Origin of the sequence: Taibaiella helva, assembly GCF_003545695.1 — a bacterium.
GTDB lineage: Bacteria > Bacteroidota > Bacteroidia > Chitinophagales > Chitinophagaceae > Taibaiella > Taibaiella helva.
Genome location: NZ_QUZZ01000001.1, coordinates 527,258 through 545,542, shown reverse-complemented (window position 1 = coordinate 545,542; position 18,285 = coordinate 527,258). Strand labels below are relative to the sequence as shown.

General features: G+C 52.9%; 16 protein-coding genes. 9 read left to right on the top strand and 7 right to left on the bottom strand.

The annotated features are described in order from the left end of the window. Positions 1 to 13 precede the first annotated feature (13 nt). On the top strand, positions 14 to 976 hold the full coding sequence (locus DZC79_RS02230; RefSeq protein WP_118949903.1) for a lysylphosphatidylglycerol synthase domain-containing protein: 963 nt from the start codon (positions 14 to 16) through the stop codon (positions 974 to 976). A gap of 92 nt (positions 977 to 1,068) precedes the next feature. Continuing rightward, the gene (locus DZC79_RS02225; RefSeq protein ID WP_198666736.1) at positions 1,069 to 3,333 is read left to right on the top strand and encodes a C25 family cysteine peptidase; all 2,265 of its coding nucleotides are present in this window, start codon (positions 1,069 to 1,071) and stop codon (positions 3,331 to 3,333) included. Positions 3,334 to 3,350: 17 nt separating this feature from the next. On the opposite strand, the gene DZC79_RS02220 is transcribed toward DZC79_RS02225, so the two are convergent. After that, complete coding sequence (locus DZC79_RS02220) at positions 3,351 to 4,124, bottom strand: LuxR C-terminal-related transcriptional regulator (RefSeq protein ID WP_118949901.1); 774 nt, start codon at positions 4,122 to 4,124, stop codon at positions 3,351 to 3,353. A gap of 194 nt (positions 4,125 to 4,318) precedes the next feature. On the opposite strand from DZC79_RS02220, the gene DZC79_RS02215 reads away from it, so the two are divergent. Then, complete coding sequence (locus DZC79_RS02215; protein ID WP_118949900.1) at positions 4,319 to 5,569, top strand: alpha/beta hydrolase family protein; 1,251 nt, start codon at positions 4,319 to 4,321, stop codon at positions 5,567 to 5,569. A 159-nt stretch (positions 5,570 to 5,728) separates the two neighbouring features. On the opposite strand, the gene DZC79_RS02210 is transcribed toward DZC79_RS02215, so the two are convergent. The 3 genes from DZC79_RS02210 to DZC79_RS02200 form a co-directional block, all read right to left on the bottom strand. Continuing rightward, positions 5,729 to 8,050: a family 16 glycosylhydrolase gene (locus DZC79_RS02210; RefSeq protein WP_118949899.1), complete on the bottom strand. Its 2,322-nt coding sequence runs from the start codon at positions 8,048 to 8,050 to the stop codon at positions 5,729 to 5,731. A gap of 136 nt (positions 8,051 to 8,186) precedes the next feature. After that, complete coding sequence (locus tag DZC79_RS02205) at positions 8,187 to 9,590, bottom strand: MBL fold metallo-hydrolase (protein ID WP_118949898.1); 1,404 nt, start codon at positions 9,588 to 9,590, stop codon at positions 8,187 to 8,189. Positions 9,591 to 9,695: 105 nt separating this feature from the next. Continuing rightward, positions 9,696 to 10,457, bottom strand: coding sequence for a formyltransferase family protein (locus tag DZC79_RS02200; RefSeq protein ID WP_118949897.1), 762 nt, complete (start codon positions 10,455 to 10,457; stop codon positions 9,696 to 9,698). 206 nt (positions 10,458 to 10,663) lie between these two features. On the opposite strand from DZC79_RS02200, the gene DZC79_RS02195 reads away from it, so the two are divergent. Beyond that, positions 10,664 to 11,248 carry a peroxiredoxin gene (locus DZC79_RS02195; protein WP_118949896.1) on the top strand — a complete coding sequence of 195 codons (585 nt, stop codon included), beginning with the start codon at positions 10,664 to 10,666 and terminating at the stop codon, positions 11,246 to 11,248. A gap of 138 nt (positions 11,249 to 11,386) precedes the next feature. Then, entirely contained in the window at positions 11,387 to 11,962 is a 576-nt protein-coding gene (locus DZC79_RS02190; protein ID WP_118950018.1) for a carboxymuconolactone decarboxylase family protein, read from the top strand. 109 nt (positions 11,963 to 12,071) lie between these two features. Here the strand turns inward: DZC79_RS02190 and DZC79_RS02185 are convergent, their stop codons facing one another. Together DZC79_RS02185 and DZC79_RS02180 are read right to left on the bottom strand one after the other, a co-directional pair. After that, positions 12,072 to 12,791 carry a pyridoxine 5'-phosphate synthase gene (locus DZC79_RS02185; RefSeq protein WP_118949895.1) on the bottom strand — a complete coding sequence of 240 codons (720 nt, stop codon included), beginning with the start codon at positions 12,789 to 12,791 and terminating at the stop codon, positions 12,072 to 12,074. Positions 12,792 to 12,914: 123 nt separating this feature from the next. Then, positions 12,915 to 13,412 carry an RNA polymerase sigma factor gene (locus DZC79_RS02180; RefSeq protein ID WP_118949894.1) on the bottom strand — a complete coding sequence of 166 codons (498 nt, stop codon included), beginning with the start codon at positions 13,410 to 13,412 and terminating at the stop codon, positions 12,915 to 12,917. Positions 13,413 to 13,594: 182 nt separating this feature from the next. Between DZC79_RS02180 and DZC79_RS21765 the strand changes: the two genes are divergently transcribed. The 4 genes from DZC79_RS21765 to ruvB all read left to right on the top strand — a co-directional run bounded on the left by DZC79_RS21765 (position 13,595) and on the right by ruvB (position 17,618). Next, positions 13,595 to 14,233 carry a J domain-containing protein gene (locus DZC79_RS21765; RefSeq protein WP_118949893.1) on the top strand — a complete coding sequence of 213 codons (639 nt, stop codon included), beginning with the start codon at positions 13,595 to 13,597 and terminating at the stop codon, positions 14,231 to 14,233. A gap of 84 nt (positions 14,234 to 14,317) precedes the next feature. After that, positions 14,318 to 15,805 (top strand): glycoside hydrolase family 10 protein, encoded by a 1,488-nt coding sequence (locus DZC79_RS02170; RefSeq protein ID WP_198666735.1) that lies wholly within the window; start codon positions 14,318 to 14,320, stop codon positions 15,803 to 15,805. A gap of 51 nt (positions 15,806 to 15,856) precedes the next feature. After that, on the top strand, positions 15,857 to 16,423 hold the full coding sequence (locus DZC79_RS02165; RefSeq protein WP_118949892.1) for a thymidine kinase: 567 nt from the start codon (positions 15,857 to 15,859) through the stop codon (positions 16,421 to 16,423). A gap of 166 nt (positions 16,424 to 16,589) precedes the next feature. Beyond that, the gene (gene ruvB / locus DZC79_RS02160) at positions 16,590 to 17,618 is read left to right on the top strand and encodes a Holliday junction branch migration DNA helicase RuvB (protein ID WP_118949891.1); all 1,029 of its coding nucleotides are present in this window, start codon (positions 16,590 to 16,592) and stop codon (positions 17,616 to 17,618) included. Between the two features lie 151 nt (positions 17,619 to 17,769). On the opposite strand, the gene DZC79_RS02155 is transcribed toward ruvB, so the two are convergent. Continuing rightward, complete coding sequence (locus DZC79_RS02155) at positions 17,770 to 18,267, bottom strand: gliding motility lipoprotein GldH (protein WP_118949890.1); 498 nt, start codon at positions 18,265 to 18,267, stop codon at positions 17,770 to 17,772. Positions 18,268 to 18,285: the final 18 nt, after the last annotated feature.

The following is an 18,285-nucleotide window of genomic DNA, read 5'->3' as shown; positions in this document are numbered from 1 at the left end:
GCAATCGAATTACGTGAACAAAACTACCAAAAAAAAGTGGCTTAATTATGTGCTCGCCCCGGCGCTGATGCTGGTGCTGCTGTGGCTGATCTACCGGCAGATCCAGTCCAAAGGGGATTTTGCGGTGCAATGGGCCGATTTCAAACACCACTGGCAGGAAGGCAATAAGCTCCTGCTGCTGGCGGTAGCCTTGCTGGCGCCTGCCAACTGGACGCTGGAAGCGATCAAATGGAAAATGCTACTGCAGAAGATAGAGCCCCTGCCCTTTCGCAAAGCCTTCGCCTCTACCCTTACCGGCATCGCCTTCTCCCTGATAACACCCAATAAGATCGGCGATTTTGCGGGCCGCATTCTCTACCTCGACGACAAGAACAAGCTGAGGGCGGCCATTGCAACACTCATCAGCAACCTGTCTCAAACCCTGGTCACCTATGGCTTCGGTATTGCCGGGCTCGTCTATTTCAATATTACCTACCCGGGCAGCTGGCCCCGTATCGCCCTGGCCGCTGCGCTATTGTCGGCCGCATTGCTGCTGCTCCTGTACCTGCGTATCGACAAAGTGGCCGGCTGGGCCGAACACCGGCCCTGGCTGCGTAAGGTTATCGTTTCGATCCGTATACTGAAGCGGTACTCGCGGAAGGACCTGTTACAGCTGCTTGGCATTTCCTTTATCCGCTTTTGCGTGTACAACCTGCAGTTCCTGCTATTGGCCAATGTGCTGGGCGCCGGGCTGCCCTGGGCTGCCGGTTTCCTGCTGTCGGGATTGATGTTCTGGCTCATCACCGTGATCCCTTCTATATTCCTTGCCGACCTTGGCGTGCGGGGCTATGTTGCCGGCCTCCTGTTTACCGACACCGGCATTGCTGCTAACAGTATGGCCATACTCGCGGGCAGCTATATGATATGGTTGCTCAACCTGGTAGTGCCGGCCATTATCGGCAGTCTGCTGCTGATCACGATCCGCATAGCCCGCTAACCCTTATATGTGATTTTCTGCGCATTTACATCAAAGGCGATTTCAGATTAAGAAAAATCAATATTTTCGATCTTCACATTAAAAAGCAGCCCATGCGTACGTTCCGCGGATTCTTCCTCCTGCTCCTTATGGCATGTGTTCTTTCTCTTCATGCACAGGTACCGGGAAAAGATATTGTACTTGGCGAAGGCGCCACGAAGGTTACCGCCACGACAATAAGCCCCACCCTGCTGCGGATCGAGCTGCATACCGGCCAGGTAACCCTTCGCTATGACGAAGCGTCATCGGCCTACCTGGCCGGCCTCGACAAAGGGGTAAAGCTACTGAAGCAGGGTGCTCCCGACCTGCAGCGGCTGAGCTACGCGCTTCAGCTGCCTTCGGACAAGCCCGCAACGGTAAAGCTGCTGCAATCCGAATCGGAAACCTACAACGACTACGCTCTGGCGCCATCACTGGGTAATATCAGCCGCAGCAGCAAGCCCGGCACGAGAGTGCAGGGAGCCGAATACCGCCAGGACGCTTTTTATCCCGGCGCAACGCTGAGCACCGGCGATGTGTACCAGGTACGCGAGCTGTACGGCCAGGCGCTGGCCATTGCACCTATACAGTATAACCCGGTAAGCCATACGCTCAAGGTCTACACCCATATGGTCATCGAAGTCCGCTTTGCTGAGCCTGCGCAAAAAAAAAACGCCGCAAACGCTGAGTGGGAAAGCCTGTTCCGGCAACGCTTCCTCAATTACGGACAAGCAGCGGGCGCCCCGGCAACACGCTTCGCCCCTATACCTGCAAATGGCAGCATGCTGATCGTAACACCGGGCAAATACCTGGAAACCCTGGCGCCTTTTATCCGCTGGAAAAATATGCTCGGGCTGCGCACCCATGTTTTGAAAACAGACACACTGACCGGCGGTTCTTCTGCTACCAACATTCAACAATACATCAAGCGGCAGTATATCCCGCTCAACCTGAGCTATGTGCTGCTGGTAGGCGACAATGCAGATATTGCACCGGTGCACGCCAGCAACCTCGCCGGCTCTTCAGATGCTGCCTTTGCCTACGTTTCGGGCAATGATCACTATCCCGATCTCATGGTAGGCCGTTTCTCGGCCAATACCGATGCCGAGCTCAAAGTGCAGATCGACCGTGTGCTGGCTTATGAGAAAACGCCTGTACAGAACCAGGCCTGGTACCAGCATGCCATCGGTGTTGCTTCCAATGAAGGTCCCGGCGACAATAATGAGTTCGATTGGGAGCATATGCGCAATATCCGCAGCAAGCTGATGAATGCGACAGGTATGTACACACAGGTGGCCGAACTGTACGATGGCAGTCATGGCGGTGCAGATGCTGCGGGTGATCCTGTACCGGATAACCTGAAGGACCAGGTGAATGCCGGCGCAACCCTTATCAACTATTGCGGCCACGGTTCCTTTGACTTCCTCGTCACCTCCGGCTTCAGCGTGAATGATGTTCCTTTGCTGACCAACGATAACGGGGCCTGGCCCCTGGTATGGGGTGTGGCTTGTGTTTCGGGCGACTTCGAAAACCAGACCTGCCTGGGTGAGCAATTGCTGCGTCAATCGAGAGCAAGCTCAGGTAAACCCAGCGGCGCTATTGCTGCTTTCTTCAGTACGATCAACCAATATTGGGACCCGCCGATGCGGGCTCAGGACGCTTATATCGATATGCTGACCGATGGTGTCGATACTAAACAAAAACCTATGGGAGCGCTTACCACCTCGGCTGTAATGGCGATGAATGATGCTTACGGTAATGCAGGAGAAGATATGACCGATACCTGGGTGCTTTTCGGCGATCCTTCCGTCAAGCTGCAAACCCGGAATCCAGGGTCGCTCGTCGTTACCCATCCGGCAACGATCAACCGGAACGCAACGCAGCTGAACCTGAACATCAATGTCGCCGGCAGCAAAGCAGTGCTCTACTATCCCGACAGCATTCTTTCTGTTGCCACGGCAGCAGGCGGCGGCAGCACACATGCCTTTCCTGCGCTCAGCGTGCTGGATACGATATGGGTGACCGTTTCATCCGATTACTACAAACCTTATACCGGATATATCAGGGTGGTTGACGGCGTGGGCATCGACGAAACGAAAAAGAACGAGGATGCTGTTTACCTGTATCCCAATCCTGCAAAAACCACGCTGCATATTGCGCAGCTGAAGGAAGATTGCGCATATGCCTGCTACAGCGTCAGCGGCGCTCTCATGCGGGAAGGCTTTGTCCGTGCCGGCCATAATACACTTGATCTCGCCGGGCTGTCCGATGGCGCGTATTTCCTGCGGTTAACGGGCAAACAGACAGCAACCAGCCTTCCCTTCCAGGTTGCGCGGTAGAGCCGATACATTATTATTCATTCGAGCAGCCCTCTGCCCTTCGCCGCATTGATGGCTTCGATCGCATTATCTGCGCCCAACTTGGCCAGTATCCGCTGTCGGTGCGTATGTACAGTATGAATGCTGATGACCAGCTGTGCGGCGATCTCCTTACACAAACGCCCATCGCGCATCAGCTTCAGTATCGCCAGCTCCCGCTGTGTCAACCGCGGCGCCTGCTCCGGAAGCAGGTTGCCGATCACTTCGCCGTTCCGGAAATTCACCACACAGCTTCTGGCTCCGGGACTATCATAATGGCCGGGTGCAAGATCCAGTATGCTCAACGACAGCCAGGGGTTACCGTTGCTGTCCAGCTCCAGCAATTGCCAGCGATCCGTAACCGCGACATAAGCACCTTGCGCATTGGCCAGCCGGTACTCGCTGGTAAGCTTGTAATCTTTCCGCTGCTGCGCTCCCAAGCCGGCAAGGAATTTCAGCATGTGAGCATTTATACGCATCATTGCAGCACGATCATCGGGGTGCATCAGGCTGTAGAGATAGCTACCGGTAGCGACAGGCGCCGCTCCCGGCGCCCAACCCAGCAGATTACGGAAATTGGCACAGGCATACACCCGTATTTCCTGCTGCATATCAAAGACTGAAACGCAGTAGTTACCCACTTCAGACAAATAGGCCAGGCAATCCAGGTGATGGCTGAGACAACTGCCGTCCCTGCTTCCCGCCAGCCATTGCAGCTGCCGCCGTATCAGCCGGTATTTCTTGCGCAGTGCATCCATTTCTTCTTTTTCCATAGGGCGTAGTAATGGTAATTCAGTATTGTCTGCTGCATCTTCCTGCGGTTACTTTGTATCTATAAGATAACTGAAGCAGCAATTCCCCTCTTATCATTTTGCTAAAAACAGGCTTTTACGTACACCCAAAACAGCGCCGCATGATCTGAATTTTAAAGCAAGCATTTGGATGAATCACTTAAAAAAGGAAAAAGATGAAAAAGATGAAAAATGAGATCCGCAGCGAGGGCCGGCAGCAATCCTGGTACCCTCTTGGTATTTTTGAAAACCCGGTGCTGGAAAGCGTTTTCCTGTTTTACCTCGGCAGCGCATGGCAACGGCTATCGGACATAGGAGAGTGCTTCGACACAGCCAGCCGCATCGATGAAAGCGAAGAATATAGCTGGGCAGAAGCCTGGATGAAAACGGGCGACCGGCTGCATGCGCTGGGCAACACCTGCCTGCAGCAGCGGCACCGGCTCACTGCGGGCGAATCCTACCTGAGGGCCTCCACCTATTACCGGGCTGCGCTGCACCATCACCCCAACCCCACCAATCCTGAGGTAAAGCAGCTCACGCTGAAAGTAATCAGGAATTATAAGGATGCCCTGCAGCATATGGATATCCCGGTTGAAGCTGTAGCGATTCCATACGAACGTACCCATATTCCGGGATACCTGTTCAAAGCGCCGGTGAGCGGGCGCAAAAAGCATCCCATCCTGATCTTCCATTCGGGCAGGGATGCCTGGGCTGAAGATTACCTCTGGATCGCGCAGCAGGCCGTTCGTCGCGGCTATCATTGCTTGCTCCTGGATGGACCGGGGCAGGGCAAGATGCTGCGCCTGCAAAATCTGCCTTTCCGTTATGACTGGGAAAACGTGATCACACCGGTTGTCGATTTCGTTATTAAAGACAGAAGCGTAGACAAAGAGCGGATCGCGCTCATCGGCTTCAGCATGGGCGGCTTCCTGGCGCCGAGAGCGGTAACCGCAGAGAAGCGGATCAAGCTTTGCATTGCCAACCCGGGCGTCTTAAGCTGGGCAGAGGGTACTTACACTTTTCTCAACCAGCTGAATCCTGAACTGATGACGCTCTTCCACAACGGGGAATATGAGCGCTTCGACCAGGCCATGAAGGAATACATGGAAACCAATGCTTTTTTCCGCTGGGGCATTACGGACAGCATGTGGAAGCACGGCGCCCGCACACCATCGGAGCTGATGCTATTGTTGCAGGAATATACCATAGAAGATCGTGTACATCAGATCAAATGCCGCATGCTGGTGATCGATGGTACCGGAGAGGAGTATTCGGCAGGGCAGGCCAAAAAGCTCTATGATGCCTTGCGTTGTCCCAAAGACTTTATGCTCTTTACCGAAGAGGATACCGGCTTCCTGCATTGTCAGCCGGGCGCATTGTCCATCTCTTATACCCGCATCTTCAACTGGCTGGATGATCATCTCTAACTGCCGGCAAGCTCCGGGTAAAAATCGGCAACCCCTGGCCTGCGGGCTCAGGGGTTGCTCTTATAATGTTCTCTTTGCTTTCTATTCCGCCAGGTGTCAGCTGTGGTCGCTCAAAGCCGCATTGCTGCTTTTATAAGATGAGCACTTCCTCAGCAAAACCTATTGCAGCTGCAGTTTGCCACTGTATTGCAAAGCTTCGCTGCTGATCTTTAAAAGATACAATCCCCGGCTCAGGCTTCCGACAGATAGGGTAGCGCCGCTCTTCACCGTTTGTCTTAACACCACCTGTCCCATGGCGTTGATCAGTTCCAGTGTAAACGGCCGGTCGTAGTGCTCTGCCATTACGGTAAAGTAAGCCGTTGCGGGATTAGGAAAGCAGGTCACCTCGAGTTGTTCTTTATTGGTGAGCTCAGGCAGGTATGCTGTGCCTTTCAGCAATACCCTAGGATTGCCGGGATCGTTGCAGGTAGGATTAAGCGTCTCACAAGGCTCATATTTGAAGTAGGAAAGATGTCCGTTGCGCCGGGTGTAGTACAGATTTCCGGAAGGGCTGCTGCGCACGGAAGCATATTGCCCCGGCTGGCCGCTGTTGTAAGATGCAAAGAGGTCCGTATTCCAGAAATCATCTGTCCAGTAATGCGTCCAGGTTCCGGTTGACATGTTGCGTGCGAACGATTGCATGCGACCATCGTAACCCACATAGTTCAATGCTTTCGAATCCTCGCTCCAGTCGATGCTGCCGTTGAGATAATCGGCGCCCGCATAGCCCAGGCTTGCGCTGGCATAGCTGTAAGGAATGTACTGGTGTATCCAGTTCGTGTTCCAGTAATACAAGTGCAGCTTATTATCCGTACCGTTGTACAGCACACCGTTCAGGGCCGGCGCCCAGGTCATGGAACCAGGTTTGGCGTTTACCTGGTAGGCTGAGGTAGCCCAGTTATCGTCGATCCAGCCCTGGTGGTATACCCCGGCATCTTTATAGAATACCTGGAGCCGGTTATCCGATCCCTTATAGAAAACCGTATTATTGTTGGGATCGATCGTAATATCTCCCTGCACAAAGTCCACCGGATGCGAAGGATTGTAGGTAGCGCTTAATATCTGATGCGCCCAGTTGCTGCCGTTCATATAATAGCGATGCATTTTATTGTCGAGCCCCCTGTAGAAAACTTCTCCATTGGGTGTTGTCTGCAGCGCACCTGCTGAAGGTGAGATCAGGTCGTCGCTGTTGCACCAGTAGCAGCTCCAGTTGGAAGTAAGGCACCAGTGGTAAAAGCCGGTACCGGTGCTGGTCGACCTTCCGAATAAATTGATCCGGTTGTCGGTACCCACGTAGAGCAGCATATCGTATACCGGCAGATAACGTACATCGCCTGCCGCCAGCGTGGAAGAGCCATCGTTGAACAGCAGCTTTTTGATATTCCAGCCGCTTGCTCCTTTGGTCGCTACATACAGATAGTTGTCCGTTCCCCTGTAGAAGACCTCGTTCGGATTGCTGGTATTCGGTGCGATGGAATTGGCGGCAGAATGAACAGGGGCATAAGTCCCCGTGGCGTTTTCAAAGATATCATGGCTCAACGATTCGTAAGCATTTTTATAGCTCAGGTTATAGTTGCGCAGCTTGGGCTTATACACCCGCACATAATCTACGTCCATATAATTTGAGGACACATTATGCCAGGGGTTCATGGCCAGGTTGACAATGATCGACGCCGGGCAGTAAGCATAGGTTGCCTTCTGGCTGCTGTTGACCGTACGGGTTTCCCGGCCATCGAAAAAGAAAGTCACTTTATCCGGCGTCCATACGCAGGTAATGGTGTGCCAATCGGAAGGCAGGGGATTACCGGTCGACTTATTGAAGAAACCCTGGCAGCCGCTGCCGGTACCACCCGACCACCAAATTACGTTATTGGATATCTGGCGGTCATTGCCGCCGTATTCAAAGATATCGATCTCTGTGGGCCCGGTTGTCGGCAGCCAGAAGGCCGGGAAACATTCTGCGCTGGGCGGCAGCTTTACCCTTATCTCGAACATACCATAGAGAAAGCCCGTCCTGTCGGTACATCCGCTAACGGTCCTGTCGAAGCGGCTGTCGCTGAACAGGTCGTTGCGCAGCTGGATCATACCGGATTTATACTTGGGATAGCGGTAGCTATTGAGCCAATTGGACCATACCGGGATTGCCCCATCTACCCGCTGTGCAGTAAGCCGCATAATGCCGCCCGGCTGTATGCTTACCTGCGATTGGTTATAGAACTCACCATAGGTACGTACATTGGTAACCGGATCGACATAGTCGCCCCAGCCGTAGCCCGGATCGTCGTGCACAAACTGCCAGACATTGCTGAGCTGGCTGGTGCTGCTGATGTTGTCGAAGGTTTCCTCGAATACAAGATCATAATTGTTGTAGAGGATACGGCATTGGGAAAAGGCCTGGCCGCCGAGGCAAAAAGAGGCGAAGAAAAGCAAAGCTTTTTTCATGTTGAGGAATTTGTTTGGTTCACCGGCAAAGTAAACACTTATACCCGATTAACCCAGCAGCCAATCGCAGTTCAGCAGGTACCGGCATAAAAAAAGCCGCTCTTTTGGGAACGGCTACTGGTCGGTATCCTGACGGCTAAGCGCCAGCTGCAGAAGGCAGCACCACCGGCATGCCTTTTACTTCTCTCATCTTACCGAAGCCGCCCAGTACATTGCGCAGGTTGTGAAAGCCTTCACGCTTCATCAGCGAACAGGCGATCACGCTACGATAGCCGCCGGCACAGTGTACATAGAGGTTGGCATCATCATCGACCTGCGCCATGTGCAAGGGGTTACTCAATTCACCGAGCGGAATATTCTCGGCGCCCTTTACATGCCCGCTTTCAAATTCGGAGGGCTTGCGCACATCGATCACCTGCAGCTTATTGTCGAAGGGGATATCCATCGCCAGCTCTTCCGGCATTACATCAATGATCAGGTCGATGGTTTTACCGGCCTGCTGCCAGGCTTCAAAACCACCATCAAGATATCCCGTCACCTTATCGAGGCCTACCCGGGCCAGCCGTACGACCGTCTCTTCCTCTTTACCGGGCTCGGTAACCAGCACCAGCTCCTGGCCAAAAGGCAGCAAGCTTCCGGCCCATTCGGCAAAGCGACCGTCGAGCCCTATGCTGATGGATTCGGGCACGAAACCTTCGGTGAATACAGAAGAGGGGCGGCTGTCAAGTATCCAGGCGCCATCCTTTACTTTTTGCTCAAACGTGCTGATGGGAAGCGCCTGCAAAGCGCCGGCCCTTATTTTATCCATACTTTCATAACCTTGCGCATTGAGCTGGGCATTGACCGGGAAGTAAGCCGGCGGCGCGCTGAGCCCTGTTGTCACTTCACTGATAAAGTCTTCCCGGCTTTGATCTTTCAACGCATAATTGGTGGCCTTCTGTGTGGCGATCGTGCTGAAGGTCTCCTTGCCGAGATTCTTTCCGCAGGCCGATCCCGGGCCATGTGCGGGATACACGATCACGTGATCAGGCAGCGTTTTGATCTTATTGTTCAGCGAATCGTACATCATCGAGGCCAGCTGTTCTTTCGACAGGTTGCCGCTGAACAGGTCGGGGCGCCCCACATCGCCTACAAATAAAGTATCGCCTGTAAACACGCAATACTCACGGTCCTCAGCATCGAGCAGCAGGTAGCAGGTGCTTTCGAGCGTATGCCCCGGTGTATGCAGCGCCTTCAGCTTCAGGTTCCCTACGGTAAAGACCTCGCCGTCCTTCGCCAGGTGAAAGTCGAAGGAGGCATTGGTTTGCGGCCCATACACAATGGTAGCGCCGGTAGCCTTCGCCAGCTCCAGGTGACCGCTCACAAAGTCGGCATGAAAATGGGTCTCGAAAATATATTTGATTTTCGCATTGTGCTTTGCCGCAAGATCGAGATAAGCCCCGATGTCACGTAAAGGATCTATCACTGCAGCTTCGCCCTCATCGGCAATAAAATAAGCAGCCTCGCTGAGACAATTGGTATAAAGCTGTTCTACGATCATAAATTTCAGTTAGTGCGGTAAATTTTACCCGGAAAAACAATAGGCAAAATTAAGTATAATCCCCGGTATGGACGCTGATAAGAGCATAGACAAAGCAAATGTGCTTTAGTTGCCTGCATGGGGCTCGTTTTCCAGGGAGAAATAGACCTTTTTACCGCCGATAAGGGTATAGGGCGGCTCAAATCCCGGCATATAAGTCGCCCGGATGGCCTTCTGCACCTGCTTTTCGCCCCGGGTAAGGTCAATCTGCTTCAGGGCCCCGATCTCCTCACGGAAATGCAGGCTGCTGGGGCGATGCTTCATCAGCTCCGACTGAGGTGTGCGTGCGTAGCTCCCGTCCAGCAAGGGTTTCAATGAGTCGCGGAATAAAGACATACCAGCGCTGAAGGTAAGCTCGTAGAGCTCGTTCACCCAGCAATTTTCAGGAATGGAAAAGCGCTGCTCGAACAGCACATCACCGTGGTCGATACGGGTATCGATCTCGTGCAGGGTAACGCCAAACTCGGTCGCTTCATCCATAATGGCAAAGGAGAACTGGTTGCAGCCCCTGTATTCGGGCAAGGGCGCCAGGTGCAGGTTGACGGCGATCCGCCGGGCTTTTCGGATATGTGCGGCCTGCAGCAATTCATGGTGCTGTACCGAATAGATGATATCGCATTCGGGCAGCTCGTCCAGCGACTGCAGCAGGGGAATGCCGTGCTGTGCAGCGAGCGCAGCAAGATCATTGCCTTCAGCCCCAAACTCTTTGCGCATGCGGGTTCGGACACCTACAAGCGCTACATCCAGCGCATCTTTCTTTTCCAGGAGATACTGAAGACATTGGTAACCTATGGGCTTGGAACCCAGGAATACAATACGGACTGCCATACGCAAATGTAGGAATTCGACCGGAGGAAAACGGCGCGTTTTAAGGGATCGGCATGAAGAAAATATCATAAGCGCATCAAAATCCGCATTGAAAATCCCTATTTTTTAATAGCCAAAATTTTGACGGCATAACAAAAAGGTTAGCGACCTTTGCCCCGCAAAAAAACAACAACACTTTATTTCAAAATCAAAAAATTAAAAAAGCAATGAGCAACAAAACAGTTTCAGTAGGCAGCCAGTTCCCCGAATTCAAGAAGAAAGCAGTAGTGGCGTCAGCGTTAGCCGCCGATGCACCGGGTAAAGAATTCGCAGATATTACCAATGCGATCCATACCGAGAGCGGCAAATGGATGGTGATGTTCTGGTGGCCAAAGGATTTCACCTTTGTCTGTCCTACCGAAATCGCTGCTTTCAATAATGTATATGGCGAATTTGCCGACAGGGATACTGTGCTGATCGGCGCTTCTACAGACTCCGAGTTTGTGCACCTGGCCTGGAGAAGGGAGAACAACGATTTGCGCGACCTGAAGTTCCCCATGCTGGCCGATACCTCCAAATCACTGGCCGAAGCGCTGGGTATCCTGGAAGCCAATGAAAAGATCGCTTACCGCGCTACTTTCATCGTAGATCCCCAGGGTATCATCCGCTGGGTCAATGTAAACGACCTGAGCGTAGGCCGCAATGTAGAAGAAGTGCTGCGTGTTCTGGATGCATTGCAAACGGATGAACTGTGCCCCTGTAACTGGAAGAAAGGCGAAGAAACCCTGACTGCTCAGCTGCAGGAAGCTTAATCCATCTTTTTAAGAGATGTGGATCTGTGCCCTTGGTGCAGCATTCACATCTCTTTCTCCATCCGGGATACAAGCAGCCATCGTATGGCAACGCCTTTCGCTTGTATCGCTTTATTCAATTTTAATGCTGTCAATAACATGAATGAGACAATCCAGAATCTCTATAGTGATCTGCATATCCCTGCCGGTCATAAAAGCGCCGGGCTGGAAAAGCTGGCTGCCGCCGATAACCGCTTCCTAAAAGACCTGAAGCTCAATATCGGCGCAGTCTTGAAAAGCCCTAATATCGATAAGAAAGAAGCCGTACTGCTGGCCTTGTCTGTGGCTGTGAACGAGAAATCGGAAGTGCTGATCGGCGCACTCGAAAGCCTGGCCCGCCAGGAAGGCGCCGATGATGCAGCTATCGCCGAGATACATGCCTGCACGGCGCTGATGAATACCAATAATGTTTTCTATCGTTTTCGTCATTACCTGCCGCAAAACCAATATTACAACAATACTCCGGCGGGTCTGCGCATGAGCATTATGATGAATCCGGTGCTGGGCAAAGGCCTCTTCGAGCTGGTGAGCCTGGTAGTGTCTGCACTCAATGGCTGCGAGCTGTGCGTTACTTCGCACGAAGCTTCCGTAAAGCAGCATGGCGCCAGCGAGGCCCGCATCTATGATGCCATACGCCTGGGCGCTGTTATCAAAAGCCTGACGGTGCTGCTATAATGACGCTCCCGGCTTTGGTAGCAATATACATTTTGGAAGAATAGACCTGGTAGGGACGTAGCAATGCTACGTCCCTACCAGGTCAAATTTTATTACACACAGCAAATGGCTACTGTAGCTGTCTTTTGTACAACTGCACCGTATTCTGAAGGCCATAATACAAGGCATCGCTGATCAGGGCATGGCCGATGGATACTTCGTCCAGATTGGGTAATCGTTGCGCGAGGAACTGCAGGTTTTCAAGGTCGAGATCATGACCTGCATTCAGCCCCAGCCCTACCCTGGCGGCCTCATGAGCAGTAGCTACATAATCTTTTATTGCCGCTTCGCTGTCTTTCGGATAGTCGCGGGCATAAGCTTCGGTATACAGCTCGATGCGGTCGGTGCCGCAGGCCCTGGCCCCGGAGACCATCTCCACTACCGGATCGACAAAAATAGATACGCGTATCCCTTTTTCTTTGAATACCGCAATGATCTGCTTCAGGTAGTCTGCCTCTTTAACCGTGTCCCATCCATGGTTGGAGGTCAGCTGGTCGCGACTGTCAGGCACTAAGGTTACCTGTGCAGGCAGGGTTTCCAGCACCAGCTGCACAAAGCTGTCTTCGACAGGATTGCCTTCTATATTGAGCTCTGTACTGATCACCTTTTTCAGCTCCCTTACATCGGCATAGCGGATGTGACGCTCATCCGGACGGGGATGCACGGTAATGCCATCGGCACCGAAGCGCTCAATGTCCAGCGCAGCTTTGATCACATCGGGATTGTTGCCGCCACGGCTGTTGCGCAGCGTGGCGATCTTATTGATATTGACGGAGAGTTTTGCAGGCATGGCATGGTTGTTTGAGCGGCAAAATTAGGTAAACCCCTTCGGGTAGCAAGAGCTGCCGGCAGATAAAAAACTGCCAGCCTTACGGGGCTGGCAGCAGTTGGATGCAGGTTCTTCACCTGCCACTTATCTTGTCAGTTTGCTGGCCAGCATCTTTCTTGCGAAGTGGATGCGGCTCTTGATGGTGCCCAGGGGCTCCTGCAGCGTATCGGCGATCTCCTGGTATTTGTAGCCCAGGTAATGCAGCTCAAAGGACAGCCTGAAGATATCGGGAAGCCTGTTGATCGCCGCCTTGATCTCGCGGATACCGGCGTTAATGATGCCATCATTGTGCGCCACCTTATCGGTCTGGTACAGGAAATAATCCTGGGGCACATCCGAAGTTACCTTAGTGAACTTCTTCTTGCGGCGGTAGTTATTGATAAAGATATTGCGCATGATGGTGTACAGCCATGCTTTGATATTGGTACCCGTCTGGTACTTTTCCCTGTTGGCCATGGCACGATACAAAGTTTCCTGGATCAGGTCCTTTGCCTCTTCGGTATCATGGGTAAGTGAAACAGCAACGGGCTGAAGAAAATCGCTGTTGGCGATAAGCATGTCGTTAAAAGCTTTTTCTGTCATGATATATCGGTTTTGATTGTTGTTGTAAAATTACGACGGATCAAGGTCAAATGTGCCTCATTATCTGATATTTGTGCCTTCATAAACACATTTTTAAACAATTCTTTAGCTTTGGGCAATATATTACCCGGATTCCCGGCAAAGGCGTAATAAATTCCACAATAATTCATTAATTATCAGTCATAAAAGATCACTATCAAGCTTTAGAACTGGGGCCGGAGGCCGGAACCGAGGAAATCAAGAAAGCTTTCCGGAGGCTCGCGCATGAATTTCACCCGGACAAAAATCCGTCCAATGTGTTTGCGGAAGCCCGTTTCCGGGAAATCCACGAAGCCTATACAGTACTTTCCCATGTAGAAAAGAGAGCATTATACGATTATGAACGATGGCTTTCGGGCCGCTTCCACAAACAAGCGGCTATCCTCACTCCCGGCTACCTGCACCTGGAGCTGGAGAAGCTCAACGCGCATATCGCGCAGGTAGATGTGTACCGCATGAACAAGCAATTGCTGCACCAATACCTGCTCTTCATCTTTTCAGACGATAAGATCGGCATCATACAGCTGAAGGCAGGGGACCAGGACCGTGCCGGGATTATTGCCGAAGCTGCGAAAGCCGCGGTGCACCTCCCCCATTACTATGCACGCGACATATGGGAACGGCTGCTGCTGATCGCAGCAAACGATGAAGAGCGCGCCGGCTTACAGCGTGTACTGTCCCGTCTGGCACGGGAAGCCCGCTGGCAAAAGCTTTTCCCCTGGCTGGCCGTACTGGCGGCTTTGCTGCTCTGCATGGCGATGTATCTCTTTGGCAGGAAATAAAATGTTGATAAAAAATAAAGCGTGCCTTCCCGGTATCAGGGGTGCATAGATTATCTTTGCCCGGAACCATTAAACAAAGAGACTTTGCACTATTTCTATTTCCTGCTGGTATCCCTGTTCTGTATACCTGTTGTCGCTCAGGCCGGGCCCCATGCGCCCAAGAGGGAAATGCGGGCGGTATGGATCGCTACTGTGGGCAATATCGACTGGCCTTCAAAGCCCGGCCTCTCGGCCCAGCAGCAGCAGCAGGAGTTCCTCAACCAGCTGAACTTTTTCCAGAAAAGCGGCTTCAATACCGTAGTGGTCCAGGTGCGGCCTGCTGCCGATGCTTTCTATCCTTCGCCCTATGAGCCCTGGAGCAAATACCTTACCGGCAAGCAGGGCCAGCCGCCTTTTCCCAAATACGATCCGCTGGAATTCATGATCAACGAGACGCATAAGCGCAATATGGAGTTTCATGCCTGGTTCAATCCCTATCGCGCCCTGGTCAGCAGCAGCAGCAACCCTAACCCGCCGGGGCATGCGACCCGCGAGCATCCCGACTGGATCATCAACTATGATGGCAAATCCTATTTCGATCCCGGCAATCCCGATGCCCGCGAATATATCCTGAAGGTTATCCTGGATGTGGTCAGGCGTTATGATATCGATGCGGTGCATATAGACGACTATTTCTATCCCTATCCCGCAGGCGGCAGGCCATTTCCCGACCGGGCCAGCTACAACCGTTACAACAACGGGCAAAGCCTGGAAGACTGGCGTCGCGGCAATGTGAACCTGTTCATATCGCAACTGAATACTAACATCAAGAAGGAGAAGGCCTGGGTCAAATTCGGCGTGAGCCCTTTCGGCATCTGGCGCAACCAAAAAGATGACCCGGAGGGGTCGGCGACCCGCGGCAGCAGCTGCTACGACGACTTGTATTCCGATATTCTCCTGTGGATCGAGCGGAAATGGGTAGACTATGTAGCGCCGCAGCTGTACTGGGAGCATGGCCACCGGGTAGCGCCCTACGATGTGCTGCTGCCCTGGTGGAAGCAGCATTCGGGGCAACGCCAGCTGTATATCGGCCTGGGTGTTTACCGGATGCTGAATGCTACAGCTTCGCCCTGGAACAGCCCCAATGAAATACTGAAGCAGATCCGTGCCGCGCGCCAGGCTGGTACCGACGGCTTTATCTTCTACAGCTCGTCCAGCTTCAGCAAGATCAGGCTCGGCCTGACAGACAGCCTGCAGCAAAATTATTTCGGCTCTATTGCTATCCCACCTGCTATGCCCTGGCTCGACCATACGGCGCCGGCTGCGCCGGTACTGATGGCATCGGGCGCCAATGGTGGTGTATTGCTGCAATGGGAGGGTAATACCAAAGCTCAGCAACGTTACCTGATCTACCGTTTCGATGAAGATGAAAAAATCGACCTCAGCGATGCGGGACAGATCATAGCGCTGACGCGCAACAACAGCTTCCTGGACAAGGAGGGTGGTAGAAGCTTCCGGTACGTGGTCACGGCGCTTGACCGGCTCTGGAACGAGAGCGCCCCCAGCAATACGGCTACGGCCGCTACTCCATGAACGGGAAACGACAGTCATGTTTGCCGACAATAACCCTATTTTTGCAACCAGATGTTTATAGAACCTTTTAAGACCGGAGTGGACTCGGGCTGGATCGAAGTGATCTGCGGCTCGATGTTTTCCGGCAAAACGGAAGAGCTTATCCGCCGGCTGAAACGCGCCCAGATCGCCAACCAGCGCATCGAGATCTTCAAGCCTGCCATCGATACCCGCTACCATGAAACGGATGTTGTGTCGCACGATGAAAGCCGTATTCGCTCCACGCCGGTAACGGCTTCCCAGAATATATTGCTGCTGGCCGAAGATGCGGAGGTGATCGGCATCGACGAGGCGCAGTTCTTCGATGCCGAGCTGCCCAATGTGGCCGAGACACTGGCTTCCAAAGGTGTAAGGGTAATTGTAGCGGGCCTGGACATGGATTTCCAGGGTCAGCCTTTCGGTCCTGTACCGGCCTTGCTGGCCAAGGCCGATTATATTACCAAGCTCCACGCCATTTGTGTGGTCTGCGGCAACATTGCTAATTATTCTTATCGCACCTCTGCTGACGAGGGCCGCCTGGTGCTGGGCGAGAAAGACAAATATGAGCCCCGCTGCCGTAAATGTTATCATAGGGGCTAGATGTAGATGCAAGATGTTAGATTGGCATCAAGCATCAGATGTAAACTATTGTAAGTATTTGGAATTTTTGAAATTTGGAATTTGAGCACCCCAATACTCAGTACCCAATACTCAGTACTCAATACTCAAATACTCACCCCTGATAATCTTTCTTTAATTTTACTTCATGGAACCATCGCATATCCGTCCGAAAGACAGCCTTAGCTCCGGGGAGAAGGAATATGAGAACAGCATCAGACCGCAATCGATCGAGGATTTTTCGGGGCAGCCGCAGCTGATCGAAAACCTGCGCATCTTTATCAAGGCGGCCAATATGCGGGGCGAAGCGCTGGATCATGTGCTGTTCCATGGTCCTCCGGGCCTGGGTAAAACAACGCTATCGCGCATTGTCGCCAATGAGCTGGGGGTAAGCATTAAGGAGACCAGCGGGCCTGTGCTGGAAAAGCCGGGCGACCTGGCCGGCCTGCTCACCAACCTGGAAAACCGTAGTGTGCTGTTCATCGACGAGATCCACCGGCTGAGTGTCGTGGTAGAGGAATACCTGTATGCGGCGATGGAAGACTATAAGATCGATCTGCTGATCGAAAGCGGGCCTAATGCCCGCAGCATACAGATCAGCCTCAGCCCTTTTACGCTCATTGGGGCGACCACGCGTTCAGGGCTGCTTACGTCTCCGCTGCTGTCGCGCTTCGGCATCAAGTCGCGGCTCGACTATTATCCGCAGGAGGTGCTGCAGAAGATCGTCGTCCGCTCGGCAGCGTTGATCCATGTAAAGATCACATCCGATGCTGCCGGTGAAATTGCCCGGCGCAGCCGGGGCACGCCACGTATTGCCAATGGCCTGCTGCGCCGTATGCGCGACTTTGCTCAGGTGCTGGGCAATGGGGTGATCGACCTGGGCATTACCGAACACAGCCTGAAGGCGCTGAATGTGGATGCCAGCGGTCTCGACGATATGGACAACCGGATCCTCAGCACCCTGATCGAAAAGTTCAAAGGTGGCCCCGTAGGCATCAGCAATATTGCCACAGCGGTAGGTGAAGAAGCAGGCACCATTGAAGAAGTTTACGAGCCTTTCCTGATCCAGGAGGGCTATATCGTCCGTACGCCAAGGGGCAGGGAAGCTACCGAGAAAGCTTACCGCCACCTGGGTAAGGACAGGGGCCCGCAGGGCACCGTGCAAATGCTGTTTTAAGCATTACGCAAACGATATACCCGGCCTAAAAATCATTTTCGCACCTTGCTGTACATACGAAAGCCGCCGCTGATTGGGATCAGCGGCGGCTTCTTCATTTTTCGGGTAGAGACGTTGCATGCAACGTCTCTACCCGAAAAATGAAGAAAAATTATTTCCTTTCTATCTTTTCGACGATCAATCCCACATTCAGCACCGAGGGCAAGGGATTGCTGCGCATGATCTGCTCGATGCGGAATTCGTAACGGCCCGGCTTAGCCAGCCTGGGCACCTCTTTCGCCAACAAGGGTAGCTTGTGTTCCCAGATACCGCCCATACCTCTTCCCAGCCATTCGCCTTTGCTGTCGGCCAGGTCCTTCTCTATGCGTATACCCTCGCTGAAAGTGGTATCGCCCGGCGCTTTTACTTTCAGCCGGAACCAGAGGTTGGCGTTGGGATAGCCCTCGTCGTGGCGCACCAGTAGGTAAAAACGGTACAGGGCCTGCGTATCGGTAATATCTACGGCAAATACCGGTTGAAATTTATATTCCCATTGCGCGCCGGGGATAGCTTCCTGCTTTTGGTAGTAAGCTGATTTTACCCCGCAGGATATAGCAGTCAGCAATAAGACGGCTGCGCCCAGGGCAAGAGAAACAATGCGATTTTTCATATGCTGTTTACGGTCCCC

Bases quoted from the DNA above. Each gene is read 5' to 3' on its own strand.
- DZC79_RS02225 (WP_198666736.1), top strand. From the start codon at position 1,069: ATGCGTACGTTCCGCGGATTCTTCCTCCTGCTCCTTATGGCATGTGTT.
- DZC79_RS02220 (WP_118949901.1), bottom strand. From the start codon at position 4,124: ATGGAAAAAGAAGAAATGGATGCACTGCGCAAGAAATACCGGCTGATA.
- DZC79_RS02215 (WP_118949900.1), top strand. From the start codon at position 4,319: ATGAAAAAGATGAAAAATGAGATCCGCAGCGAGGGCCGGCAGCAATCC.
- DZC79_RS02210 (WP_118949899.1), bottom strand. From the start codon at position 8,050: ATGAAAAAAGCTTTGCTTTTCTTCGCCTCTTTTTGCCTCGGCGGCCAG.
- DZC79_RS02205 (WP_118949898.1), bottom strand. From the start codon at position 9,590: ATGATCGTAGAACAGCTTTATACCAATTGTCTCAGCGAGGCTGCTTAT.
- DZC79_RS02200 (WP_118949897.1), bottom strand. From the start codon at position 10,457: ATGGCAGTCCGTATTGTATTCCTGGGTTCCAAGCCCATAGGTTACCAA.
- DZC79_RS02195 (WP_118949896.1), top strand. From the start codon at position 10,664: ATGAGCAACAAAACAGTTTCAGTAGGCAGCCAGTTCCCCGAATTCAAG.
- DZC79_RS02190 (WP_118950018.1), top strand. From the start codon at position 11,387: ATGAATGAGACAATCCAGAATCTCTATAGTGATCTGCATATCCCTGCC.
- DZC79_RS02185 (WP_118949895.1), bottom strand. From the start codon at position 12,791: ATGCCTGCAAAACTCTCCGTCAATATCAATAAGATCGCCACGCTGCGC.
- DZC79_RS02180 (WP_118949894.1), bottom strand. From the start codon at position 13,412: ATGACAGAAAAAGCTTTTAACGACATGCTTATCGCCAACAGCGATTTT.
- DZC79_RS02165 (WP_118949892.1), top strand. From the start codon at position 15,857: ATGTTTATAGAACCTTTTAAGACCGGAGTGGACTCGGGCTGGATCGAA.
- ruvB (WP_118949891.1), top strand. From the start codon at position 16,590: ATGGAACCATCGCATATCCGTCCGAAAGACAGCCTTAGCTCCGGGGAG.
- DZC79_RS02155 (WP_118949890.1), bottom strand. From the start codon at position 18,267: ATGAAAAATCGCATTGTTTCTCTTGCCCTGGGCGCAGCCGTCTTATTG.